Genomic DNA, 24,157 nt, shown 5'->3' with positions numbered 1-24,157 from the left:
CTCCCCTTGCTCATGAGGTGGACGTAACGTCGCTTGTGTGCGACCACATGCATGGTCCTCCCCCGACACAAAACTGTCAAGCGCGATCGATGGTGCCGCGGATCACATTTGCACGCTTGTCCCGCGACAGACTGACCGCCTAAGAGCGCGGAATAAACCCCTCTTCGCAGCGTTTGTGTGAGAGACACATCCGCCGCCTTGTTTCATCCCTTTTCAGAAAGCCTAGAGATGAAAGCATTATCTTGCATCGTCGTTCTCGCTGCCCTCGTCACCGGCTCCGCTTTCGCGCAGACCCCGCCCCAGACCTCGACAAGAAAGGTCGAGGGCACCGACAACGTCTACATCTTCCGCTATGGCGGCCATCAATCGATGTTCGTTGTCACGCCAAAGGGCGTGATCGCGACCGATCCCATCTCGTATTTGCGTCCCGCAAAACCCTACATCGATGCGATCAAGGCCGTCACCGACAAGCCGATCAAATACGTCGTCTACAGCCATCATCACTACGACCACATCGCCGGCGGCCAACCGTTCAAGGACCTCGGCGCCACCTTCATTGCGCATCGTCGCACCAGGGAACGGCTGCTCGAGTTGAAGAAGCAGAATTCGCTCCTGGCCGACATCGTGCTGCCGGACCAGGTGGTCGACGACAGGAAGATCATCACGCTCGGCGGCACCACGCTGGAGCTCGACTATGTCGGCCGCAACCATTCCGACAATTCGCTGGTGATGCGGCTGCCGAAAGAGAAGATCGTTTTCGCCGTCGACTTCGCGCCGATCGAGTCGGTCCAGTTCCGCAACATCCCCGACAACGCCTCGCCGATCGAATACATCGCCTCGCTGAAGAAGCTGGCCTCGCTCGACTGGGAGCGGATGATCCCCGGCCATCCCTATGCCGGCGGCCGGCTCGGCACCAAGAAGGACGTCGAGGACGATATCGCCTACATGGAGGACCTCTCGGCCGAGGTGAAGAAAGCGGCCGACGCCGGCAAATGCTTCGACACCGCGATGAAGGAAGTGAAGCTGCCGAAATACGAGAAATGGGCGAATTACGAGGCGAGCCTTCCCGCCAATGTGGAGCGCTTCTGCTACTGGTGGAGCCGGGGGTATTAGGCGGCTTGCGCAGATCTCGTAGGGTGGGCAAAGGCGCAACGCGCCGTGCCCACCACCTCTCTCGATCGCAGAATTCGCGTGGGCACGCTTACGCTTTGCCCACCCTACGAGACCTGTCGCGATGATGGCATTATGCCCCTGTTTTGCCCGACGGGTCAACCTAAATTCTTAAAATCCGAATATCGGGACCATGCTGTTGATTTTGCTGGGGTCCGCTACTGTGCATGGGGTTGTTTCATTTTTTTGCTTTGGCCCGCTTCTTCGCTCCCTTCTCCTCCGCCTCCAGCGCCTTGCGCACATTCTCGAACTCGGCCAGCGAAGCCTTGTCGGCGCGCGGAAAGCGCAGGTCCAGCTTTTCCAGCTCCGCGACGATCACCGAGCCGATGACGACGCGGGCGAACCATTTGTGGTCGGCCGGCACGACATACCAGGGCGCATGAGGCGTCGCGGTATGGCGCACGATGTCCTGATAGACAGCCTGATAGCGCGGCCACAAGGCGCGCTCCTTGATGTCGTCCATGGAGAACTTCCACTGCTTGGCCGGCTGCTCCAGCCGGTCGAGGAAGCGCTCGCGCTGCTCCTCCTTGGAGACGTTGAGGAAGAACTTCAGCACCACGGTGCCGTTGCGGCAGAGATAGCGCTCGAAGGCGCTGATGTCCTCGAACCGCTCCCTCCAGATGTTCTTGGTGATCAGCCTCGAGGGCAGCTTCTCCTTGGCAAGGATCTCCGGATGCACCCGCGTCACCAGGCATTCCTCGTAATGGGAGCGGTTGAAGATGCCGATCCGGCCGCGCTCGGGCAGCGCGACGACATGGCGCCAGAGGAAGTCGTGGTCGAGCTCCTTGCTGCTCGGCGCCTTGAACGCCGTGACTTCGCAGCCCTGCGGATTGATGCCCTCGAAGATCGCCTTGATCGCACTGTCCTTGCCGGCGGCATCCATGGCCTGGAACACGATCAGCACCGACCAGCGGTCCTGGGCGTAGAGCTTCTCCTGGAAGGCGATCAGCCGCTTCTTGTTGGCGTCGAGAATCTCCTGCGCCGTCTCCTTGTCCAGATCGCCCTTCTCGTTGGTCTTGTAGTCCTGCAGGTGAAACTTGCCGGCTCCGTCGTGGCGGAACGGCCTGATGTAGCGGTCAAGTTCCTGGGCGAGCGATTTGGACGGCTTCTTGCTCATGAGCGCGGGGCACCTTGCGTTGCGGCTTCAATCGGTCGAGCAGACTACCAAGGATGCCCTTGGGAAGGAATATGATGAAAAGCACCAGCAGCACGCCATAGACGAGATTGTCCCAGCCGACCGCCTTGGTACCGAAACCGATGCGCAGGGTTTCCGCCAGCAGGATGGTGATGACGGCACCGACGGTCGGACCGAGCGAGACGAACAAGCCACCGACGATGGCCGCGAACACCATCTGGAGCGACACCGCAATGCCGCTGACCGTGTCGGGCGTGATGAACATCTGGTACTGGCAATAGATCGCACCCGCCAGCGCCGTCATCACGGCGCTGATCAAGGTGATCTTGAGCTTCTCCGCGGTGACGTCGACGCCGGCGGCGGCCGCGGCGTCCTCGTCCTCCGAGATCGCCTCCAACGCGTAACGGCTCATGCTGCGATCAATCAGATGCCAGACAGCGATGCCACCGAGCCAGACCGCGAGCGCGATCAGATACCAGCTGGTCTTGTCGTCGAACTGCAGGGCCAGCAGCTTGTTGCCGGCGGCGCGGTTCGGCGTGTAGCCCAGCGAACCGCCGGTGTAGTCGCGCGTCGCCGTGATGATCTGGAGCACGATGCCCGACAGCGCCAGCGTCACCAGCACGAAATAGTGGCCAGTGATGCGGAAGCGAAAACAGGGATAGCCGACGATCATCGCCAGCGCCCCGGCCGCCACCATGCTGGCGGGAATGCCGATCCATGGCGACAGTCCCAAGTGATTCCAAAGCAATGCGGTGACATAGGCGCCGATCCCCATGAAGCCGCCATGCCCGAGCGAGACCAGGCCGAAGCGGCCCATCATCGACCAAGATGTGTAGGCGAACGACCAGATCAGGATCAGCACGAGAATGTGCAGATGATAGGGATCGCGATAGACGAAGGGCAGCGCGACCAGCGCCGCCAGCGTTATCGCCCAAGCGACGAGCCGGCCCTGCCCGATCATCGGCGCCTCGCGAGCAGGCCCGCGGGCCGGATGAACATCATGACGATGAAGAAAGCGAAGGCGAGCACGTAGCCCCATTCGAGATCGGAGAACAGGCCGCCGAGCGAGATGATCTCGGCGAAGACGAAAGCCGCGATGAAGCCGCCGATGAAATTGCCGAGGCCACCGAGCACGCAGATCAGGAAGGTGATCGGTCCGAAGGAGAGGCCGACGAAGGGATGCACGTCGTATTGCAGCACCAAAAGGCAGGCGGCGAGCCCGGCCAGCCCACCGCCAATGGCTGACGTGATGAGATAGATCCGTTTGGTGTCGACGCCCATCAGCGCCATGATCTGCCGATCCTGCGAGATAGCGCGGATCGCAGTGCCGGTGAAGGTGCGGGTCATGAACAGATAGACCGCAACCATGCCGACCAGCGCAGCCAGGAACGACAGCAATCGCGCGTAACTGAAGTTCATGTCGCCGAAGGCGAGCACCGGCAGACGGATGCCGAGGTTGCGGAAGTCGATGCCGAAGGCGACGGTGGCAAAGCTCTGCAGGACGAACAGCACGCCGCCGGTCGCGAGCAGCTGGTTGATCGGCGGCGCCGTCAAGAGCGGCGCAATCACCAGATAATGCAGGAGAGCACCGAGCATCGCCACCAGCAGGATGGTCAGCGGCGCCGCGATGAAATAGCTGATGCCGTAATACTGGACCATGAAATACATCGCGTACATGCCGATCATGACGAGCTCGGCGTAGCAGATCCAGGTCACATCGATGACGCCGAAGATCAGGTTCAGCCCGAGCGCGAGCAACGCCAGAACGCCGCCGAGCAGGATGCCGTTGATGACGGCCTCCAGCAGATAGATATCGAAAATGTCCAGGAACGCCTGCATATATTCCTCACACCCCAAGATACGCTTCCTTGACCGTGTCGCTCGCCAGCATCTCGGCCGCGGTGCCCGAGGCGCGGATCGTGCCGGCCTCGATCAAGTAAGCGCGGTCGACCACGCGCAGCACCTGCTGCACGTTCTGCTCGACGATCAGCACCGTCAGCCCACGGGCGCGGATCCGCTTCACGAGCTCGAACACCTGCTGCACCACCACGGGCGCCAGACCCGCCGAGGGCTCGTCGAGCAGCAGCAGTTTTGGATTGGACATCAGCGCGCGGCCGATCGCGCACATTTGCTGCTCGCCGCCCGACATGGTGCCGGCTATCTGATGGCGACGCTCCTTCAGCCGCGGAAACAGATCGAACACGACCTCCAGCCGCTCGGCGTAGTAGCCGCGCGCCTCCTTCATGAAAGCACCCATCTTCAAATTGTCGTCGACCGAAAGCTGCGGAAACAGCCGCCGGTTCTCCGGGACATGCGCGATCCCGAGGCTGACGATCTTATGCGCCGGCGTCGCCAGGACATCGACGCCCTCCATGGTGATCGAGCCGCGGGTGGGGCGGATGAGACCGGAGATCACGCGCATCAAGGTGGTCTTGCCGGCACCGTTCGGACCGATGACGCCGACGGCCTCGCCGGCCTCGACGTCGAGATCGACATCGAACATCGCCTGGAAGGTGCCATAGCCGGCGTTGACGCCCCTAAGCTCCAGCATCATTGGCCTCCCGCGCGGCGGCGCGCTTCGGCGGCTGCGGCCTGCGTGATTCCGGCATCGGTGCCGAGATAGACCTCGATCACGCGCGGGTCGGCGGCGACGGCACTCGGCAGTCCTTCCGAGATCTTCTCGCCGTGATCGAGCACCATGACGCGATCGACGACACGCATCAACACACCCATGATGTGCTCGACCCAGATGATGGTGATGCCGAGCTCGTCGCGGATGTTGCGCAGCATGTCGGCCGCCTGGTCCATCTCGGCCTCGTCTAGACCGCCGAGGCTTTCGTCCGCGAGCAGCAGCTTTGGCGCGGTGGCGAGCGCCTTGGCAAGTTCGAGCTTCTTCAAGCCGGCGGCGCCCAAGCCGTCCACACTGGCATGGCGATCGGTCGGCAAGCCGACCAGCGCGAGCGCGCGCTCGGCCGCCTTCTCAGCCTCGGCGCGACTATGGCGGCCTTGGCCGTAGAAACCGGCGAGCGCGACGTTCTCGAAAATGGTGAGGCGTCGGAACGGCCGCGGGATTTGGAAGGTGCGGCCGATGCCGCGGTTGATGATCCGGTGCGGCGCCAGCCCCGCGATCTCGGAGCCATCGAGCAGAATCGAGCCGCCGCTCGGCGAAAGCGTGCCGGAGAGCATGTTGAAGATCGTGCTCTTGCCCGATCCGTTGGGGCCGATCAGGCCAAGGATCTCGCCTTGATCGACGCGGAACGAGACGTTGTTGACGGCGGTGAAGCCGCCGAACCGTTTCACGAGTTCACTGACCTCCAGCACCGCCCGCTCCGCTAGCTGCCGGGCGACAGGATGGCCTCACGCCGCACCCGAGCGGTCGGATGTATCGCTGCAATCGCGATCAACGGCCCACGTACCAAGCGGGCAGCCATGCGCAGGCGCATCTAAACCTCCCTGGACGATTGTGCATTGCAGTCTTTTGCTTTGGTTTCGCCCATCACATGGGCTGGGCCGCGCTATGTCAAGCCTTGCGCATCAGCGCGAGGCGAACTGCTGCGCCATGAAGGCCGTGACAAACCGTGGCATGGTTGGCGTGAGATCATCCATTCCGCGCACGAGATGGATGGCCGAAAGCTCCGGCTCGTCCTGATCAGCCAGATTGGCCTCGATCCTCGCGCGAACCGCCTCACCGGGCATATCCAGGTTCAGGATCTGCATCATTGCGATCGAGTGGCCGGTGACGACACAGTGCCAGTCCGTCTCGGCCACATAGTCGGCAGGGAACAGGCCAGTCTCTTCCTCGATCTCGCGGACAACACTGCCGGGGATGTCGAGCCGACCGTCCTTGATATCGTCGAGGTCGGGCGTGCCCGACGGGAAGTAGATGCGCCCCGAATTGGCAGTGTGGTGCGCCATCTCGCCCATCACGAAGGCGCCATCAGAGGCGCGTAGCGCTCCCATGCCGAAACCGTTGAACACGGACCGATCGGGAAAGCCCCAGTCGCGCCAAGCCAGGAAGCTGGCGAAATCCGTCTCGAAATAGGTCGCGGCGAGATGACCGCCCGTGAAGACGGCATCGCGCCCGAGCAGAACGCGCCCGTTCCAGAGTTTCGGCCGCGCGCGCTGCTGCTCGGCGAAATGCGCAGCGATCTCGGCGCGCCGCTCCTCGGCGAACGGCCAAGCGACGGCGCGCACGGCAAGGTCAAGCGTCGTGACGCGATGAATGGTCGATGATGTCATGACGCTCGACTAGCAAGCCTTCGCGTCAGTTATTTGGCGTTCCCCGTGGTCTTCTTGGCCTGATCGACGAACTTGTTGGTGAAGGTCTTGCTGACGTCGATCTTGGCGTTGGCCACCTCGGGCGAGCCGACGCTGAACACCGCCAGCACGGCATCAGCACCCTTCGGGTCCATCTTGCCGGTCTCGGAGAACATCGGAATCGTATTCTTCAGCGCGGCGAGATAGAGGTCCTTGTTCTTGCCGACCATTTCGTCGGGCATCTTGGCCATGATCTCCTCGGGCGAGTGCGAATGGAGCCAGGCAATCGTGGCGAGCATTGCGTTGGTCAGCGCCTGGGTTTCCTTCTCGTGGCCATTGATCCAGGCCACGGTCGAGTACAAGGCACCTCCAGGATATTCGCCGCCGAACGTCTCGAGCGTGTCCTTCTGCGTGCGAGTGTCGCTGAGGATGCGCAGATCCTTGTGGCTGCCCTGGAGCACGGTGACGGAGGGATCGAGCATCACCGCGGCCTCGATCTGTCCCTGCTCCATCGCGGCCACCGCCGTGGCACCGAGGCCAACGCCGATCACGGCCGTGCCGGCGGGATCAAGCCCGTTCTTCTTGAGGAGATACTTCAGGAAGAAGTCGGTGGAGGAGCCCGGCGCGCTCACGCCGACCTTCTTGCCGGCGAGGTCCTTGATCGACTTGATGTCCGCGGTGTGCGAAGGCGCAACCACCAGCACGAGGCCGGGATAGCGGTCATAGACGACGAACGCCTGGAGCTCCTGCTTCTTGGCGGCGAGGTTGACGCAATGGTCAAAATAGCCTGAGACCACGTCGGCGCTACCGCCGAGCACGGCCTTGAGCGCGTCCGAGCCGCCCTTGAGGTCGACCAGGTCGACATTCAGACCGGCCTTCTCGTACTCGCCGAGTTGCTTGGCCAGCACCGTCGGCAAATAGCATAGGCAGGCGCCGCCACCGACCGCAATCGTCACCTTGCTTTGCGCTGCGGCAAGCGAGGTGGACAGCGTCAGCGCGAGCAACGCGCCAGCGAGCCTGGCAATCGTATTCTTCATTGGTTTCCTCCGTTCGGCTGGCGGCACCATAGAGCAGCGGCACTGGCTTGAGAAGGACTGCCTGGCCGCACTGGCCATCAGCCTTTTGGCGCAATAGCATGGGCGCACAACAACATTCCTGATGGGGAGGATCATCCATGAATCGCATTGCTGCCTGGCTGTCGATCACTGCGGCTTTTGTCGCCGGATGCGGCGCGACCTATCTGCTCGGGCCGGCGCTGGCCGCCGAAAACATCACCGCCCAGATCATCCATACCGGAGAGATGGAAGGCGATGCGCTCGGCCCCGCCAACAAGGTGGGCTACCGCTCCAAGACCTTCATGACCGCCGACGGCGCCACCGTCTCGATCCAGGTCGGGAATGTGCCGAAGCACCTGCATCCCAACACCAACGAGATCCAGTACATCCTGGACGGCACCGGGACGATCTGGCTCGGCGACAAGGAAGTGACTGTGAAGCCGGGCGACCTCGTCATCATTCCGAAGGGCACGCCGCACGGCGGCACCAAGCCGATCAGCGGACAGGTCAAGGCGATCGCGATCAAGACGCCGCCGCAGGCACCTGATGACGTCAAGCTGCTGGATTGAGGTCGAGCGATGAGGGCTCGCGCTTGTGCGCGGGCCCTTTTCCACTAGCTGCGACCGTCCACGGTCGGCCGCCACACTAACAGTCTCCGCTCGACCAGAGTGACGCCGAAGTCGATCAGGATGACGAAGGCCGACAGCACGAACATGCCGGCGAAAACGCCGGCCACGTCGAACACGCCCTCGGCCTGCTGAATGAGATAGCCGAGCCCCGCCGCCGAGCCCAGATATTCTCCGACAACGGCGCCGACGACGGCAAAGCCGACCGAGGTGTGCAGCGAAGAGAACATCCAGGACAGCGCCGATGGCCAATAGACGTGCCGCATCAACTGCCGCTCGCTCATACCGAGCATCCTACCATTGTCGAGCACGGTGCGACTGACCTCCTTCACGCCCTGATACACGTTGAAGAAGACGATGAAGAACACCAAGGTCACACCGAGCGCGACCTTGGACCAGATCCCAAGACCCAGCCACAGCGCGAAGATCGGCGCGAGCACGACCCGCGGCAGCGCGTTGACCATCTTGACGTAGGGATCGAACACCGCGGCAACCAATGGCTGGCGCGCGAACCAGAAGCCAATGAGGACGCCGCCGAGCGATCCGATCACAAAAGCCAGGATCGATTCGACGAGCGTGATCCAGAGATGCTTCCAGATCACGCCGGAGACGAACCATTTGGCGATCTGATCGAACACATCGAGCGGGTTCGAGAAGAAGAACGGCGGCAGCAGGATCTTGCCGAACACCGGCACTGATGACAGCAACTGCCATAGCGCGATGCAGACGATCGCGACCAGGACTTGCAGGGCGAGCAGCGTCACGCGCGACATCAGACCGCCTCCGCCGCTTGGGTGGACTGCGCGTAGCCCTTCATCACCTCGTCCTTGAGGACGCTCCAGATCTCGCGATGCAGCGCATGGAATTCTTTGTCCAGCCGCACCTCGAAGATATCGCGCGGACGCGGCAACGTGACGCGCCAGTCGCCGATGATCCGCGAGGACGGCCCCGCCGACATGATCACGACGCGGTCGGCGAGCGCGATGGCCTCTTCGAGATCATGGGTCACGAACAGCACGGCCTTGCGGTCGGCGTTCCACAAGTCGAGCAGAAGGTTGCCCATCACCTGGCGCGTCTGCGCATCGAGGGGCCCGAACGGCTCGTCCATCAAGAGGATCTTGGGATCGCGGATCAGCACCTGCGCCAGCGCCACGCGCTTGCGCTGGCCGCCGGAAAGCATATGCGGATAGCGGGCCGCAAAGGCACCGAGGCCGACGGAGGTCAGCCATTGCTGCGCCAGCGGCAGCGCATCAGTGCGCGACGTGCCCTTGATCTCGAGCCCGATCGCGACATTGTCGAGCGCCGTCTTCCAGGGGAACAGCGCATCGGCCTGGAACAGGTAGCCGGCGTCCCGGTTCAGCCCCGCAAGCGGCCGGTCGAATATCCTGACGCTGCCGGCGGCGGGCTTAAGCAGCCCAGCGGCGACATTGAGCAGCGTCGATTTCCCGCAGCCGGTCGGACCGACGATAGCGACGAACTCGCCTTGCGCGACGGTCAGATGGGCCTTCTCCACCGCCGTGTAGACCCGCCCGTCCCCGAGCCGGAACGCAACCTTGGCATCTTCCAGCGCCACTGCCGTGGGCGTTGTCATCTGTTTCCTCCGAATTTGGCTTGATGCCTTAGCCGCTCACGCGGCCAAGTTCAATCAACCGGCCAAGCGTGCTACGCATGGGTCTCGACCACCCTCCCTCTGGAGGGCAAGCGAGCTGAGTGGACGTTTGATGCCTTCCAGACCGATGATTGGCTATATGCACGTCACCAAGAGCTTCGGCCCCCTCAGGGCCGTCGACGATTTGTCGCTTGGCATTGCCGAGGGCGAGTTTCTGGCCATCGTCGGCGGGTCGGGATCTGGCAAGACGACGCTGCTGCGGCTCACCAACCGGCTGATCGAGGCCGATGGCGGCACCATCACGGTCGAGGGCGAGGACATCCAAAACATCGATCCGGTCGCGCTGCGGCGCCGGATCGGCTACGTCTTCCAGAGCGGCGGGCTGTTCCCCCATTTGAGCGTCGCCGACAATATCGGGATCACGCCAAAGCTGCTGGGCACGCCCGCGCACGAGATCGCGGAGCGCGTCGACGAGCTCATCGAGCTCGTGCAGCTCGATGGCACCACGCACCGGGACCGACTACCCGAAGCACTCTCGGGCGGCCAGCGCCAGCGTGTCGGCGTTGCACGGGCACTCGCAGCAAAGCCACGCATCATGTTGATGGACGAACCGTTCGGCGCACTCGATCCCCTCACCCGCGACGCGCTCGGCGACGACTACCGCTCACTGCATCGCCGCCTCGAACTGACCACCGTGATGATCACGCATGACATGACGGAGGCGATCCTCCTCGCCGACCGCATCGCGGTGATGCGGGGTGGAAGGCTGCTGGCGCAAGGCACGCCCGCCGAGCTGTCGCAGAGTGGGGATTCTTATGTGCTTGAGCTGCTGCGAACCCCGCGGCGTCAGGTCGAGCGGCTGAACGCGGTCCTGCCGCAGAGCGGTGCGGCATGAGCCTCCTCAATGATCCGCGCTGGGGCGAGGCGCTGTCGCATTTGCCCGACTATCTCGGCAATCATGTGAACGTGAGCCTCGCCGCGCTCGCGCTGGGCCTTACCGTCAGCCTGCCGCTCGCAATCGCCACCCGCAATCGTCCGACGCCGCGTGCCATCCTGCTCGCGCTCGCCAGCATCGTGCAGACCGTGCCGGGACTGGCCCTGCTCGCGCTGTTCTATCCGCTGCTGCTCCTGGCGGCATCCCTGACGCTGGCCTGGTTCGGCGTCTCCTTCTCTGCGTTCGGCTTCCTGCCGGCGATGCTCGCCCTGGCGCTTTATTCGATGCTGCCGGTGCTGCGCAACGGCATCACCGGGCTGAACGGCATCGACCCCGCCCTGATCGAAGCCGCCAAAGGCGTCGGCATGACACCGCGGCAGTCGCTCCTCATGATCGAGTTGCCGCTGGCGTTGCCGGTGATGATGGCCGGCGTCCGTACCGCGGCGGTCTGGGTGATCGGCACTGCGACGCTGTCGACGCCGATCGGGCAGACCAGTCTCGGCAACTACATTTTTGCAGGGCTGCAGACCCAGAACTGGGTATTCGTGCTGTTCGGCTGCTTTGCGTCGGCGCTGCTCGCACTCGCCGTAGACCAGCTCCTCGGCCTGATCGAGCAAGGGCTGCGCCAGCGCAACCGCCTGCGCGCCGGGCTCGGCGCGATCGGGATCGCGGCGCTGGTTGCGGCGACATTGGTGCCGACGACAGGGCGTTCGTCGTCCGGCTACGTGGTCGGCGCAAAGACCTTCGCCGAGCAATATGTGCTGTCGGCCCTGCTCCGCGACCGCCTCCAGGCGGCCGGCCTTTCCGCGACGGCACGATCGGGGCTCGGCTCGAGCGTGATCTTCGAGGCGCTGAAAGCCGGCGACATCGACCTCTATGTCGACTATTCCGGCACGCTCTGGGCCAACCAGCTGCACCGCACCGACATCAAGCCGCGCGCGGAGCTGGTGACGGAGTTGAAGACGGCGCTCGCCAAGGACAACATCACCCTGTTCGGTGAGCTCGGCTTCGAAAATGCCTATGCGCTGGTGATGCCGAAAAAGCGCGCCGAAGCGCTTGGCATCCGCACCATTGCCGACCTCGCCGCGCACGCATCGACGCTGTCGATTGCCGGCGACTACGAGTTCTTCTCCCGGCCGGAATGGGCGGCGTTGCAAAAGGCCTACGGTCTTCGGTTCCGCGCACAACGCCAGATGCAGCCGGACTTCATGTATGCGGCGGTCGCGAGCGGCGAGGTCGATGTCATCGCCGGCTACACCAGCGACGGGCTGATCGCGAAATACGATCTGGTGGCGCTCGATGATCCCAGGCAGGCGATCCCGCCCTATGATGCCATCCTGCTGCTCGCTCCCAAGCGCGCCGGCGACGAGCGGCTCAAGACGGCGCTGAAACCGCTGCTCGGCAAGATCGACATCACCACCATGCGCGAAGCGAACCTGCGCGCCAGTGGCAACGATGCGAACTCCTCGCCCGATGCGGTGGCAAAGTGGCTGTGGGAGAAGGTCGGACGACCGTAGACGAGTCGAGGGGGTAGCCGCAGGGGACGTCCGGCTACCCCCTCCTGCCCATCTCTTGGAGGACGAGAGGGGCAAAGCACAATCAGGTCATCAGCTCACGCCCTCACCTCCTGGCGCTGGAACAGCACGTAGCTGAAGGCGAACAGAATGATGGTGCCGGCGATCAGGCCGACGGTCTGCGGCCATGCGATCATGATACTTTCGCCGAACGGCAGCGGCGCACCCATGACGGCACCGCGAAGCTGATCGAGAAACACCGGTCCGAGCGTGCGGGTCGTCGGCGACAGCACCGCCAGCATCGCTTCCCCGAACAGGTCGTTCGGCGACAGCCGGAGCAGCTCCTGCATCCAGACCGCGGTGGCCGGATCGTTCAGTCCGAGCAGCGCGTAGCGCGGATCGACAGGTGCGATCGCCTGCGCCAGCGCTGGAGCCAGCATCGGCCAGAGCACCGTCAGGAACAGCCAGATGCCCAGCGCGACCAGCGCCGCGGTGGCAGCCGACCGGAATATGGTGGACAGCAGCATCGCCAGGGACAACCAGACGCCAGCATAGAAGATCGCCACGATCAGGAACACCGCCGATCGCGCCATCTCCCCGCCCCCCGGCGGCACGCCGAGGAAGATCAGTCCGAGGCCGATCACCAGCAACCACAAGGCGGCGAGGCTGATCCCGATGGTGGCGAGGGCTGCAAGGAACTTGCCCATCAACAGCGCATCACGATAGATCGGCTGCGCCAGAATACGCGACATCGTCCGCCTGTTGTGCTCGCTGTTGACGGCGTCGAAGCCGAGCCCGATCGCCATCAGCGGAATGAGAAAGCCGAGGATCGCGACAAACGACGGCAAAGGCGCCTGGTCGATGGTGAACAATCGCAGCAGGAGAAACGGATCTTCCGCAGTGTTCTGCCGGAGGCTGCTGATCGCTTCGTAGAGCGCGGCAAGCGCAGTGGAGACGATCAGCAGCTCCAGCATCAGCATCCGGATGCTGGAGACGTGGTCGGACAGCTCCTTGACGAACACGGTCGACAAGCCCTGGAACGGAGATCCTTCACGCCGCATGACGAACGTCCCCCGGGGGCAGCCCCTGGAAGTAGCGCGCATAGATCGCTTCGAGGCTCGGCTCGTCCACCGACAACCGCCGCAGCGCCCCGTCGCCCGCAACGACGGCGCGCGCCGCATCCGGCCGCACGTCACGCTCGGCCGTCATGCGGAAACGGTCGGCAGCAAGGGTCTCCACCTGGGTCACCCCCGGGATCATTGCCAACCGGCGGGCGATGCCCGGCCCTTCCGCCTCGACCTCGACGACGAAGCCCGCGCCGAGCACCTTGACGGCAAGCTCCGGCACCGCCCCCATCAGCGCGATGCGCCCGTCCCGGAATAGCGCGACCCGGTCGCAGACGCGCTGGACCTGGTCGAGCATATGGGATGACAGCAGCACGGTGACGCCCTCGGCTTTCAGCTCGCGGATCAAGCCGAGGAATTCCTGCGTCGCTTGCGGGTCAAGCCCGGATGTCGGCTCATCGAGAATTGCGATCTCGGCGCGCTTCATGATGATCTCGGCCAGGCCCAGCCGCTGCCGCATGCCGCGCGAGAAGGTCGCGACCCGCTTGTCGGCAACCTCGACAAGGCCAACGCGGGCGAGCGCGGCCTCGATCCGCACCGCCCGCTCGGCGCGGGCAAGCCCCATCAGCTTGGCCGTGTAGGCGAGATTCTCCGTGGCCGTAAGCTGGTCGTAGAAGCCGACGGCATCGGGCAGATAGCCGACGCGCTGCTTGACCTTCAGCGGCTCGCGCGCCGGATCGAAGCCGAGCACGCTGACTTCGCCCGACGATATCTCGGTCAGGCCGAGCATCATCAGGATTGTGGTGGTCTTGCCGGCGCCGTTCGGGCCGAGGAGGCCGAACACCTCACCGCGTGCGATCCCGAAATCGATCGAATCGACCGCGATCGACTTTCCATACTGTCTGACAAGTCCACGCGCGCTGATGACGAGATCGCGGGGCGCACTATTGGCCTCGGTTTGTTGCTCGCTCATCGGCGTCCGTACCTTGCGACTGCACCAAGCATCAACAACAGCGCGACGCCGATGACGCCGGCACCCGCCACGCCCCACACGGTCGAGGTGGCGACAGTGATGCGGAATTGGCTTGAAGCGCTTTCACCACGTGAGGAGGCGCGGATGGTAGTCTGATAGTCGCCGGCCAGCGACTTGTCGCCGGGAGTGAGCAGCGCCTGGACCTCGCTGTCCTTGCCGGGGACGAGACGATCGATCGTCGCCGGCTCAAACGTCACCTTCCACCCATTCGGCGCGGTGCCCGCCAGCGCGATGTTCTCGGCGGGCGCGGTGCCGGTGTTGGTCACGACGATTGGAATCGAACTTTGCTTGCCCGCAACAGCGCGCGCACTCAACAGGCCGTCGCGTCCTGAAATCTGGAGCTGCGGCTGTCCGACGACATCGAGCGCGAGCTCGGTCGATGCCGAGGCGTCCTCCGCCTTCACTGTGACCTTCACCGGGAAATGTCCGGCATCGATCGTGGTGGGCGGACGCACCTTCAGCTTGACGTCCTTGGACTGACCGGCGTCGATCGGGATTGAGGAGAGCTCCTGGGTGCCATAGGCCTCGGTGAAGGAGGTCTCGAAATTAGCGGGCGCTTCGGCGGCAAAGCTGGCGATGAGATTGCGACCCGAATCGTTCTTGATCGAGAGGGTGTAATCGAAATTGGACTTCGGGCTGCCACGCAGAGACGGGAGGCTCGATTTGACGGTGAGCTTCGCCGGCAGCTCCTTGGCCAGCGATACCGCGATCGGAAGCTCCGCACTGCTGCCCTGCCCTTCGGCCTTCACCGTGAGCGTATGCGCGCTGAGATCATTGCCGGCGGGAACATCGAGCCTGAGCTGGAGTGCGACACTGCCGTCAGGCGCTGGCATTGCCGCCGCGACGGGCTGGCCGCCACCGAGCAGCGTTGCAGTCCAGCCGCTCGGCACGCCGGTCACCGAAAGCTGATAGCGCTGCGGCGACAGATCATAATTCTGCAGGCGCAGGGAGATGTTGCTGGTCGTGCCGGGGCGCACGGTGACCGCCGGATAGTCGGTCATGAGGTACAGGCCCTTGATGTCGTGCGCCGGTTCGGCCGCATAGGCAGCCGGGCTCAGCAGCATGAGGGCGAATGCAAGGCGCGCGGCATCAAGCGCTCGCATGGATGTTCTCCTGCAAGAAAGGGGCATGAGGTTGGACAACTCACCGCCGGAAAAGACGCTGGTGGCAGCGCGTCGGATGATGGGGCCAATCGTGACGAAGTTTGGGAAGCGAGGCGCGCCGCCAATTACAAGTCGGTGATTTCAGGCGTTTTCCGGCTCAGACTTTAGTTTGAAGAGATCATGACGAAAGATTAATATATCGTAATACGATATATATCCCGGCTATACGGGCCGACAAACCGGATGCGTTAAAGACCGTGAATCATCCCCGCGTTGATCAGCAGCCGGTTCAGCCGCCGGGCTTCAGTGCCGTCGTTGCAGCCATAGAATATGCCCTTGCAGCGGAGCATGATCTCCTTCTGCTCGGCGAAGGAGGGATCCAGCGGAATGCCGGCGGCCTCCTGGATCACCAGCGGCAAATAGGGACCATCGATCGTGTCCATCACGGCGTCACTTTTGACCGGCTCGAAATTGACCGCATCGATCGCGTAATAGGTCGCGTAGAGGCGCGGATCGTAAGCATCGAGCTTCCTGCCGATCGCGCCTTCGTCGAGTCCGGGCTCGAGGATAGCGGGAGCGAACTCGGGCTGATGATCGCCATAGCGCACGATCAGGAAGGGCTCGCCCGGAAAAGTCTTCTTCAAGCCTGCGATGAAGCCCTTGTATTGCTCGGCGCTCATCGCCTGGCGGCGCAGATATTCGTCGATGGACGGTACGTTGCCCGGCGCGCGCCAGTTCGGCATCAGATCGGGGCGAAAGCGCGTCCCCCAGGGGAAATGATTGGCACCGAGGTAGATGAAGGTGAACAGCGGCGTGTTGGGCGTCCGCTCGCCCATCAATCCCAACGCCTTGTCGTAGAAGAAACTGTCGGGCTCGACATTCCTGGCGCCCAGATCGTGAGCGTCGAGAAAGCGCTCGATGCCGGTCGTCATCTGGAAGCTGCGCGCGCCCATGAAGCCTCCATAGGCGGGATAGAGCGACATCGTCTCATAGCCGCAGCGGCGCAACGCCAGCGGCAGGCCCCGCTCGACGCGGCCCGACGCGATGCGTGTCACGAAATAGGCGAAACGGCCGAACGAGCGTGAGGAAAGACCGGCCAGCACATTGTATTCGGTGAACCAGCTCGGCCCGCCGTTGCTTTCGGCCAGGAAGGTGCGCTGCTTGCCGTCCCAGGACTTGAAGTGGCTGCCGTAGCCCGGCGGCACCTTGATGCCCTGCGCGGCGCGGATATCGAAGCTCGATTCATCATGGATCATGATGATGTTCGGCCGGCGGCCGGCTGGATGGCAGGCGTCGACCAGCGGCATGTTGAGCCGCTCGCCCGCCGCGGCGGCCGACTCCATGAAGCCGTACTGCACGAAATCGGAGACCGCGGTGACACCGGAGCGGAAGAATTTCGAGAGGTAGCCGTCGTCGTAATAGCCGCGCCAGGCCTCATCCGGATGATAGATGGAATAGAAGACCAGGGTGGCGAGGCAGGCGAGCTTGCAAGCGAGCGCCGGCAGACGGCGAATCCGAAATGGATCGAGCCACCACAGCGCATACATCAGTGGCAGCGTAAGCAGGCCGGCCCCAATCACCGACCAGCGCAGGTTCGGGAAGATCGTGAACAGGAACGCGACCGTGTCACGGTCGATCATCATCAGGTCGATGAAGTTGACCGTCATCTGCGCGACGTCGTGCTTGAGCCGCGACAGCAGCACCAGCACCACGACCATGGTCAGCGACAGCGTGCCCGACAGGGCGGGCCGGCGTAGCAGCGTGATCCAGAAGAAGTTGAGGATGCCCCAGGCGAGCAGGAAGGAAAGGCGCGAGCCGAAATCGGTCTCGGTCTCGTACATCAGCCATAGCGCTGCCAGATGTGGCGCGGCCACCGCGAGCAGCCGCCAGATGCCGAGCGCAGCGACGCTCGCCAGAACGGCGGTGGTGGCGAAAGGACCTGGATTGGGCGCGGACGCCATCGAGGACACGCTGAACACGTTCCGGCGCGGTGATGCCAAGCTCTCTGGCCGACCTCAAGACGGCCAGAGCGTCCGGCGCAGCCGGCTGCACCGTGTCACAAAACTGTAATGTAACGGTCACGGGCAGGCAACGCGATCCGGCGTCCGACCTTCGCTTAATGTTAGCGGGCGGCGAAGGGCCGCAGCCGCGCCAGGTCTGGACGTGCCAGGGGTCACGACGTGTCAGGACTTGGTGATCCCCGCGATGAACAGGTCGATCACCTCCTCTGCCATCTGCTCGATCTCGTCCTCCTCCACATCCCAGCGCGGGAAATGGCCATCGAGGTTCATCCGGGCGAAACCGTAGATCAGGGCGCGGCCGGCGATCAGGATGCGCTTCAGATCGGCTGGGCGCAGCAGGCCCTGCGCGGCCGCCTCAGCCAGCATCCGTTCGGTCAGCGCGATCAGCTCGGCATTGTCGCGCGTCAGCTCGGCAGAGCTCCCATGGACGAAATAGCGCCCCGTGGAGACGATCTCGAAATGCGCGGGGTTGCGCATGGCCCATCGCACATAGGCCAGCCCGAAGGCGCGGAAGCGGGCCAGGGCATCGGCGGCCGGAGCGTCTGCCAGCGCGGCTTCGATCTCGACGCGAAAGCGCCGTTGCGCCTCCTCGGCCACGGCAGCCATCAAGGCGTCGCGGTTGGGAAAATGCCGGAATGGCGCTCCCGGCGAGACCGCAGCCCGGCGCGCGGCTTCCCGCACCGAGACCTCGGCGCCTTCGGCTGCCAGCTGCAACGCAGCATCGATCAGCACTCGGCGAAGGTCGCCGTGGTGATACGGCCGGGCTTCGGACGTCTGGCGAGCGCGAGGCTTGGGTGTCTGGCGGGGAGACATGGCGCCTCTTAGCATCACCTCAACGTGAATGTAAGCAGCGATTACACCATTGACGATCGCATCTCCTCGCAATGTAATCATTGATTACATAATAAAGGAGACCACCATGCCGCAACGTCGGAGCTGGCTCGAAGGGTGGCGGCTGCTCGCCGTCCTCACGCTGAGTCTGATCGCCTTAAGCCTCTGGATCGCATCGATGCGGCAGTTCGAGGTCGACGGCATCCGCATGGTGATCCGCTTCACGGCGCGCAGCTCGTTGCTGCTGTTTTGCCTGGCGTTCAGCGCCGCGGCGCTGGCGGGGCTCCGCCCCAACGCCTGGACGCGCTGGCAGCGCCGCAACCGACGCTATCTGGGCCTGAGCTTTGCGGCGTCCCACGCCATCCATGCGATGGCGATCGTCGCCTTCGCGAAGATGGATCCGGCGGCTTTTGCGCAGGCGACCTCTCGGGCCTCCTACATCTTCGGCGGCATCGGGTATGCCCTCATCATCGCCATGAGCGCGACCTCGCTCGACCGCACGGCCGCATTGATCGGTCCGCGCGCCTGGCGCGCGCTGCACCTCGCGGGTGGTTATTACCTCTGGTTCCAGTTCATGGTGTCGTTCGGCAAGCGCGTACCGGCCATGCCGCTCTATGCCGCCTTCCTCCTTCCGCTGCTCGCTGTGATGACGCTGAGGCTGATCGCGATGGCCGCGCGTCCGAGACAGCGGATTGCCGAGGCATAGTCGTGCTAAATTAGCGACCGAGGCTCTCGAGCTCGCGGGCGCGGGCCTCGGTCATCCGGCGCAGACACTCCCCGGCATCGATACGGGCAATGATGCCCTCGCCCAGGCCGTAATACAGGCAATTGGCGTCGCGGTACTGGATCCAGAGCCGCTGCGCGGCGCGAAGCTGATCGTGCTGCGCTTCGCCGGCATTCTTCATCGCCTGCTGATAGGCGATGGTCATGCGCTTGTCCCATTGCGCGGTCTGCACTTTCAGGCACTCGACCATATCGGCGGTCGAACCGCCGCAGGATTGCTGATCACCCTGATCGCCGGCTTTCGCAGCTGTGGCGACGGCGCAAAGGGCGGCGATGAGAAGGCTTCGCATCCTTCAACCCTGCGGCAGCAGCCCAAGCCGCTTGGCGATGATGCGATCGAATGTCCGCTTCGGCAGCACGGCGGCGATCAGATGGCGCAGCCGGTCCGGCGTGATCTGGTAGCGCACCTTGGGGTTTACCGCGGTCAATGCCTCGAACACGATCTCGGCAATCCGCTCGGCGGGCAGCCCATTGGCGCCGAGCTCCATCATGAAAGCCATCACCTTGGTGAGCGCCGGCAGATAGGGCGAGTTCTTGTAGACGGAGAGATCAATCTCCTCGGCCTTGCTCCAGATCGGCGTCTTTACCGCACCGGGAGCGACGATGATGACGTCAATGCCGAACAGCATCAGCTCGCGGCGGAGGCTCTCCGAAAGGCCCTCGATTGCGTGTTTGGAGGTGCAATACGGCGCCGACAGCGGATTGCCGTTCTTGCCAGCGACCGAGCTGATCATCACGATCCGGCCCTTTGGGCCCTTCAGCGACGGGTCGGCGCCAAGCAGCGGCCCGAAGGCCTGCGTCGCGATGACAGGGCCGATAACGTTGATGTCCATCTGGCGCCGGAAATCATCGGCCGGCAATTCGAGCACGGGGCCGGCGACGGCAACGCCGGCGTTGTTGACAAGGCCCGCCAGCGTCTCGCCCGCTAACGCCTCGCGCACCTGGCGCGCAGCGGCCAGCACCGCAGGCTCGTCGGTGACGTCGAATAGCAGCGGCGTGAAGTTCGCGCCGAAGTCACCCTGCAGCCGGTCGGCATCGGCCTGCTTGCGAACGCTGCCAAAGACACGATAGCCGCGCCCGACCAGAAATTTGGCAATGGCCCAGCCAATGCCGGTAGACGCGCCGGTGACGACGACAGATCGCATAGTCCTCCCCCCTTCCAGTGCCCCGGCGATCATGTAGGAGGACGCCGCGACAACGCAATGCTACCAGCTTCTCAAGCCGCGCACGGACGAGCTTTTCGCAACCGCGATGCCGTGCAAGCAGGCATGTCAATGCCGCCTCTTAAGCTGAAGTGGCGCGCGAACGTCGCGAAGAGCGATTGATTGTGCCTTGAAAGCGCGGATGAAGAGCCGAACCCTAGACTCTGAAGACCCAGCGCTTTTGGCGATCGAGAAGCCCCGAAAAGACTCTGAAGAACGACGCGGGCCCAAGAATGTGGTTTAAGCGTCAGTCCTTGGCTCTCTGGGAGTACTTCAACTCGCGAAGAATTTGAATGAAGCCGCAATGCTTCGCGGGAGATGAAAAGAGCGAGACCGCTGTCTGGCGATCTCGCTCCAATATATCCGCGAAGATTTAAGATTTGGTTGGCTCGTCATCCGGGGCGCGCATGGCCCGCCCCGGGAATGACGGCGATGCCGTCAGTTCTTCGACTTGTCGACCAGCGCGCCCTTCTTGATCCAGGGCATCATGTCGCGCAGCTTCGCGCCGACTTCCTCGATCGGGTGTGCGGCGAGCTTGGCGCGGGTCGCCTTGAACGAGGTCTGGTTGACCTTGTTCTCGAGCATCCAGTCGCGAGCGAACTTGCCGCCCTGAATGTCGGCCAGAACCTTCCGCATCTCCTTCTTGGTCTCGTCCGTGATGATGCGCGGACCGGTGACGTACTCGCCGTATTCGGCGGTGTTGGAGATCGAGTAGTTCATGTTGGCGATGCCGCCTTCATAGATCAGGTCGACGATCAGCTTCACTTCGTGCAGGCACTCGAAATAGGCCATCTCCGGGGCATAGCCGGCCTCGACCAGGGTCTCGTAGCCGCCCTTGATCAGTTCGACCAAGCCGCCGCAGAGCACCACCTGCTCGCCGAACAGATCGGTCTCGCACTCTTCCTTGAAGGTGGTCTCGATGATGCCGGCGCGGCCGCCGCCGACGGCCGAGGCGTAGGACAGGCCGAGGTCATGGGCGTTGCCCGAGACATCCTTGGCGATAGCGATCAGGCAGGGCACGCCGCCGCCGCGCTGATACTCCGAGCGCACGGTGTGGCCGGGGCCCTTCGGCGCGATCATCAGCACGTCGAGGTCGGCGCGGGGATCGAGCAGATTGAAGTGGACGTTGAGGCCGTGCGCGAATACCAGGGCGGCGCCCTTCTTCATGTTGTCGTGCAGGTGCTCGCGATAGATGTCACCCTGGAGCTCGTCGGGGGTCAGCATCATGACGAGGTCGGCCCATTTGGCGGCTTCGGCGACTTCCATCACCTTGAAACCGGCGGCTTCCGCCTTCTTCACCGAGCTCGAGTCCTTGCGCAGCGCAATCGCCACTTCCTTGACGCCGGAGTCCTTCAGGTTGAGCGCATGGGCGTGGCCCTGGCTGCCATAGCCGACGATGGCGACCTTCTTCCCCTTGATCAGGTTCAGGTCGGCGTCGCGATCGTAATAAACACGCATAGTCGTTTCCTCGTTGAGGGCCAAAATCGGCCGATGGTCAGTGTCCGAAGGGTGGAATTTGCGGATTTCGGGGGCTGTCTAGAGCATTTTCAGCCCTGAGGGAAACCCGTTTCTGCATGGAAATCCGCGGCATCATGCATCCATGAAAACGGGGTAAAGGGAGGCGAGCAGCAGGAGCGCCATCAGGATATTGAAGGCGCGGACCAGCCGCTCCGAGGTCAGCACCGGCCGTAGTGCAGTGCCGAAGAAAGCCCAGACCACGGTCGAGACCGTGCCGACCAGCAGACTGATCAGGGTCTGGATCGCGATGTTGATCGGGAACTGGGCAATGGCCGCATAGGCCGTGATGGTGCCGATCACGATCACCCAGCCCTTGGCATTGATCCACTGGAACATGGCAGCGCCCCAGAAGGTCATCGGGCCGCGGCCGTCCGCTTCGCCCGGCTTGGCCGGGCCGGACATGGCGATCACGGCAGCAAGATAGATCAGGTAGGCGGCGCCGGCATATTTCAGGATGGTCTGGAGGATCGGATAGGCCAGGAAGACGGTGCCGAGCCCGAGGCCGACGGTGCCGACCATGAACGCAAAGCCGAGGACGATGCCGACAATGTGCGGAATGGTGCGGCGGAAACCGTAGGTCAGGCCGGAGGACAACAGCATGATGTTGTTCGGCCCCGGCGTGAAATACATCACCACCATAAAGGCGAGGAAAGCGTAGAACAGCGAATAGGCCATAGTTACCTCACGCAGTCTTCGGCAACGTTTGCGGGCGTCTGGCCAGCACCATGACGGCGATTCCGCCGATCACAGTCAACATGCCGGCGAGGCGCAGCGGACCGAACCGCTCGCCGAATACGATGCTGGAGGCTGCGGAGCCGACGAACGGCACCAGCAGCGCAAACGGCACCACCTGGGCCGCTGGATAGTCGCGCAGCAGCCGGCCCCACAGCCAATAGGCGATACTCGTCGAGACGCCGCCAAGCGCCAGCATGCAGAGAGCCGATGTCAGGGACATATGGCTCAACGACTGGAAGGTCGGCATTGGCCCGTTGGCGACGAGCGCCAGTACGAACAGCGGCACCGCCGAGGCGAGGCACAGCCACGCGAACAGATCGAACATCGGCGCGCCGCGTGCGCCGCGCAACAGCAGATTGCCCGCGGCAAAACTGATCGGCGAGATCATCAGCACGGCAAACGCAGCCACGCTGAAATCATAGCCGACGGTGCCGCAGATCATCAGCAGCCCGACTGCAGCGATGACGATGCCCACCGTCTGCGCCGGCGTCGGACGCTCGCCGAAGGCGATCGCGGCAAAACCGATGGTGAACAGCGCCTGGCTTTGCACCACAACGGAGGTCAGTCCCACCGGCACGCCATGGGCAATGCCGTAGGCCTGCGACAGGAATTGCCCGAGAAACAGCGTGAAACTGATCGCGATCAGGAGCGACCAGGCGACCTTCGGCTTGGGAATGAACAGGCATGGCAGCGCGGCAATCGAAAAACGCATCGCCGTCATCAGCTCGGGCGAAAACTCGTCGAGCGCGATCCGGCTCGCCACGAAGGCAAGCCCCCAGATGATCGCCACCATGAGGGCGATGAGGATGTCGGCCGGCTTCATTGTTGTTATCGGTCCTGCTTGTCGTGCAGCCCTGTTGTTCTTCGTCTAGCCTTGCTCGCCGGCTTTCGGTTTGCGGAGGAGATAAGTGCCGTGCATCGGGGCGTGATAATCGGTCGAGACCAGCGTGAAGCCGACATCGGTCAGCATCCGCTCCATCACCCAGCCGAAGGTGGAATATTCGTCGCGCATATGCGTCACCACGCTCTCGCGCGAGAAATCGTGGTTCTTGATCTGGTAGTCGGCCCATTGCTCGACGTCGCGCTCGATCGCATCGGGCATCGACGCATAGACGATGTCGCGCAAGTAGAAGCTCGCACCGGGCTTCAACGCACGAAATATCCGCGACATAGCCACTACTTTCCAGAAGTCCGGCAGATGATGCAGCGTGAACTCGCTGACGATCAAATCGTACGATTCCGGCCGGTAGGCGAAGCTGAGCAGGCCGGCGGACTGGGTGCGCACGGGCGCCTTGCGGTCACGCGCATAGATCTCGGCGAGCGCCAGCATCGCCGGCGAGATGTCGATGGCGTCCACCTCGGCGCCCATCAGCGCGGCCTCGGTGGCGAGCACGCCGTTGCCGCAGCCGATGTCGGCGATGCGCCAGCCGCGCTGCACTCCAAGCACCTTCAGTGCGGCGCGCGCCCGCAGATCGGCATCGTCGTGGGCATCGTAGATCGACGCCACCGCGGGCTCGATGCCCATCCGGTTCCGCTCGTTGTAGTACCAGTCGCGCGCCAGCATGGC

25 protein-coding genes are annotated in these 24,157 nt (G+C 63.5%); 5 read left to right on the top strand and 20 right to left on the bottom strand.

Translation table 11 applies throughout. The features are described from left to right. The first annotated feature begins 228 nt into the window (after positions 1 to 228). A complete protein-coding gene (locus X265_RS10710) occupies positions 229 to 1,113 on the top strand; it encodes an MBL fold metallo-hydrolase (protein WP_128964795.1) in 885 nt (294 codons plus the stop codon). 235 nt (positions 1,114 to 1,348) lie between these two features. On the opposite strand, the gene X265_RS10705 is transcribed toward X265_RS10710, so the two are convergent. The 7 genes from X265_RS10705 to X265_RS10675 all read right to left on the bottom strand — a co-directional run bounded on the left by X265_RS10705 (position 1,349) and on the right by X265_RS10675 (position 7,599). Beyond that, positions 1,349 to 2,287, bottom strand: a complete 939-nt coding sequence (locus tag X265_RS10705) for a polyphosphate kinase 2 family protein (protein ID WP_128964794.1) — start codon at positions 2,285 to 2,287, stop codon at positions 1,349 to 1,351. Further along, positions 2,247 to 3,266, bottom strand: a complete 1,020-nt coding sequence (locus tag X265_RS10700; RefSeq protein WP_128964793.1) for a branched-chain amino acid ABC transporter permease — start codon at positions 3,264 to 3,266, stop codon at positions 2,247 to 2,249. The genes X265_RS10705 and X265_RS10700 overlap by 41 nt, the downstream gene beginning before the upstream one ends. Continuing rightward, on the bottom strand, positions 3,263 to 4,144 hold the full coding sequence (locus X265_RS10695; protein ID WP_128964792.1) for a branched-chain amino acid ABC transporter permease: 882 nt from the start codon (positions 4,142 to 4,144) through the stop codon (positions 3,263 to 3,265). Before X265_RS10695 ends, X265_RS10700 begins: the two co-directional genes overlap by 4 nt. Positions 4,145 to 4,151: 7 nt before the next feature. Continuing rightward, on the bottom strand, positions 4,152 to 4,856 hold the full coding sequence (locus tag X265_RS10690; protein WP_128969206.1) for an ABC transporter ATP-binding protein: 705 nt from the start codon (positions 4,854 to 4,856) through the stop codon (positions 4,152 to 4,154). After that, on the bottom strand, positions 4,856 to 5,626 hold the full coding sequence (locus tag X265_RS10685) for an ABC transporter ATP-binding protein (RefSeq protein WP_128964791.1): 771 nt from the start codon (positions 5,624 to 5,626) through the stop codon (positions 4,856 to 4,858). Before X265_RS10685 ends, X265_RS10690 begins: the two co-directional genes overlap by 1 nt. Positions 5,627 to 5,839: 213 nt before the next feature. Then, on the bottom strand, positions 5,840 to 6,544 hold the full coding sequence (locus tag X265_RS10680) for an NUDIX hydrolase (RefSeq protein ID WP_128964790.1): 705 nt from the start codon (positions 6,542 to 6,544) through the stop codon (positions 5,840 to 5,842). A 29-nt stretch (positions 6,545 to 6,573) separates the two neighbouring features. Further along, complete coding sequence (locus tag X265_RS10675; RefSeq protein WP_164938510.1) at positions 6,574 to 7,599, bottom strand: ABC transporter substrate-binding protein; 1,026 nt, start codon at positions 7,597 to 7,599, stop codon at positions 6,574 to 6,576. Positions 7,600 to 7,736: 137 nt separating this feature from the next. On the opposite strand from X265_RS10675, the gene X265_RS10670 reads away from it, so the two are divergent. Beyond that, the gene (locus tag X265_RS10670) at positions 7,737 to 8,186 is read left to right on the top strand and encodes a cupin domain-containing protein (protein ID WP_128964788.1); all 450 of its coding nucleotides are present in this window, start codon (positions 7,737 to 7,739) and stop codon (positions 8,184 to 8,186) included. A 44-nt stretch (positions 8,187 to 8,230) separates the two neighbouring features. On the opposite strand, the gene X265_RS10665 is transcribed toward X265_RS10670, so the two are convergent. After that, positions 8,231 to 9,016, bottom strand: coding sequence for an ABC transporter permease (locus X265_RS10665; RefSeq protein WP_128964787.1), 786 nt, complete (start codon positions 9,014 to 9,016; stop codon positions 8,231 to 8,233). Continuing rightward, positions 9,016 to 9,834: an ABC transporter ATP-binding protein gene (locus tag X265_RS10660; RefSeq protein WP_128964786.1), complete on the bottom strand. Its 819-nt coding sequence runs from the start codon at positions 9,832 to 9,834 to the stop codon at positions 9,016 to 9,018. The genes X265_RS10665 and X265_RS10660 overlap by 1 nt, the downstream gene beginning before the upstream one ends. 130 nt (positions 9,835 to 9,964) lie before the next feature. Between X265_RS10660 and X265_RS10655 the strand changes: the two genes are divergently transcribed. Next, on the top strand, positions 9,965 to 10,747 hold the full coding sequence (locus X265_RS10655; RefSeq protein ID WP_164938509.1) for an ATP-binding cassette domain-containing protein: 783 nt from the start codon (positions 9,965 to 9,967) through the stop codon (positions 10,745 to 10,747). Further along, positions 10,744 to 12,303, top strand: a complete 1,560-nt coding sequence (locus X265_RS10650) for a glycine betaine ABC transporter substrate-binding protein (RefSeq protein WP_128964785.1) — start codon at positions 10,744 to 10,746, stop codon at positions 12,301 to 12,303. The genes X265_RS10655 and X265_RS10650 overlap by 4 nt, the downstream gene beginning before the upstream one ends. A gap of 95 nt (positions 12,304 to 12,398) precedes the next feature. Here the strand turns inward: X265_RS10650 and X265_RS10645 are convergent, their stop codons facing one another. The 5 genes from X265_RS10645 to X265_RS10625 form a co-directional block, all read right to left on the bottom strand. Further along, positions 12,399 to 13,361: an ABC transporter permease gene (locus X265_RS10645; RefSeq protein WP_128964784.1), complete on the bottom strand. Its 963-nt coding sequence runs from the start codon at positions 13,359 to 13,361 to the stop codon at positions 12,399 to 12,401. After that, a complete protein-coding gene (locus X265_RS10640) occupies positions 13,351 to 14,337 on the bottom strand; it encodes an ABC transporter ATP-binding protein (protein ID WP_128964783.1) in 987 nt (328 codons plus the stop codon). The genes X265_RS10645 and X265_RS10640 overlap by 11 nt, the downstream gene beginning before the upstream one ends. Beyond that, positions 14,334 to 15,500 (bottom strand): COG1470 family protein, encoded by a 1,167-nt coding sequence (locus tag X265_RS10635; RefSeq protein WP_128964782.1) that lies wholly within the window; start codon positions 15,498 to 15,500, stop codon positions 14,334 to 14,336. Before X265_RS10635 ends, X265_RS10640 begins: the two co-directional genes overlap by 4 nt. Positions 15,501 to 15,748: 248 nt before the next feature. Beyond that, positions 15,749 to 17,461, bottom strand: coding sequence for a sulfatase-like hydrolase/transferase (locus X265_RS10630; protein ID WP_128969204.1), 1,713 nt, complete (start codon positions 17,459 to 17,461; stop codon positions 15,749 to 15,751). Positions 17,462 to 17,683: 222 nt separating this feature from the next. After that, entirely contained in the window at positions 17,684 to 18,202 is a 519-nt protein-coding gene (locus tag X265_RS10625) for a TetR/AcrR family transcriptional regulator (RefSeq protein WP_244659229.1), read from the bottom strand. Positions 18,203 to 18,440: 238 nt separating this feature from the next. On the opposite strand from X265_RS10625, the gene X265_RS10620 reads away from it, so the two are divergent. Then, positions 18,441 to 19,058 (top strand): hypothetical protein, encoded by a 618-nt coding sequence (locus tag X265_RS10620; protein ID WP_128964780.1) that lies wholly within the window; start codon positions 18,441 to 18,443, stop codon positions 19,056 to 19,058. A gap of 10 nt (positions 19,059 to 19,068) precedes the next feature. Here X265_RS10620 and X265_RS10615 read toward each other — a convergent pair whose 3' ends face one another. The 6 genes from X265_RS10615 to X265_RS10590 all read right to left on the bottom strand — a co-directional run bounded on the left by X265_RS10615 (position 19,069) and on the right by X265_RS10590 (position 24,154). Then, positions 19,069 to 19,425 carry a lysozyme inhibitor LprI family protein gene (locus X265_RS10615; protein ID WP_244659230.1) on the bottom strand — a complete coding sequence of 119 codons (357 nt, stop codon included), beginning with the start codon at positions 19,423 to 19,425 and terminating at the stop codon, positions 19,069 to 19,071. A gap of 3 nt (positions 19,426 to 19,428) precedes the next feature. Further along, positions 19,429 to 20,280, bottom strand: coding sequence for an SDR family oxidoreductase (locus X265_RS10610; protein ID WP_128964779.1), 852 nt, complete (start codon positions 20,278 to 20,280; stop codon positions 19,429 to 19,431). Positions 20,281 to 20,775: 495 nt separating this feature from the next. After that, positions 20,776 to 21,795 (bottom strand): ketol-acid reductoisomerase, encoded by a 1,020-nt coding sequence (gene ilvC, locus X265_RS10605; protein ID WP_018640837.1) that lies wholly within the window; start codon positions 21,793 to 21,795, stop codon positions 20,776 to 20,778. A gap of 132 nt (positions 21,796 to 21,927) precedes the next feature. After that, entirely contained in the window at positions 21,928 to 22,530 is a 603-nt protein-coding gene (locus X265_RS10600) for a LysE family translocator (RefSeq protein WP_128964778.1), read from the bottom strand. A 7-nt stretch (positions 22,531 to 22,537) separates the two neighbouring features. Further along, positions 22,538 to 23,413 carry an EamA family transporter gene (locus tag X265_RS10595; protein WP_128964777.1) on the bottom strand — a complete coding sequence of 292 codons (876 nt, stop codon included), beginning with the start codon at positions 23,411 to 23,413 and terminating at the stop codon, positions 22,538 to 22,540. Positions 23,414 to 23,458: 45 nt separating this feature from the next. Beyond that, positions 23,459 to 24,154 carry a class I SAM-dependent methyltransferase gene (locus tag X265_RS10590; RefSeq protein ID WP_128964776.1) on the bottom strand — a complete coding sequence of 232 codons (696 nt, stop codon included), beginning with the start codon at positions 24,152 to 24,154 and terminating at the stop codon, positions 23,459 to 23,461. Positions 24,155 to 24,157 lie beyond the last annotated feature (3 nt).

It is taken from the genome of Bradyrhizobium guangdongense (assembly GCF_004114975.1).
Classification (GTDB): domain Bacteria; phylum Pseudomonadota; class Alphaproteobacteria; order Rhizobiales; family Xanthobacteraceae; genus Bradyrhizobium; species Bradyrhizobium guangdongense.
Note: the sequence above shows the minus strand (reverse complement) of the source record. Positions and strands in the feature narration are given on the sequence as shown.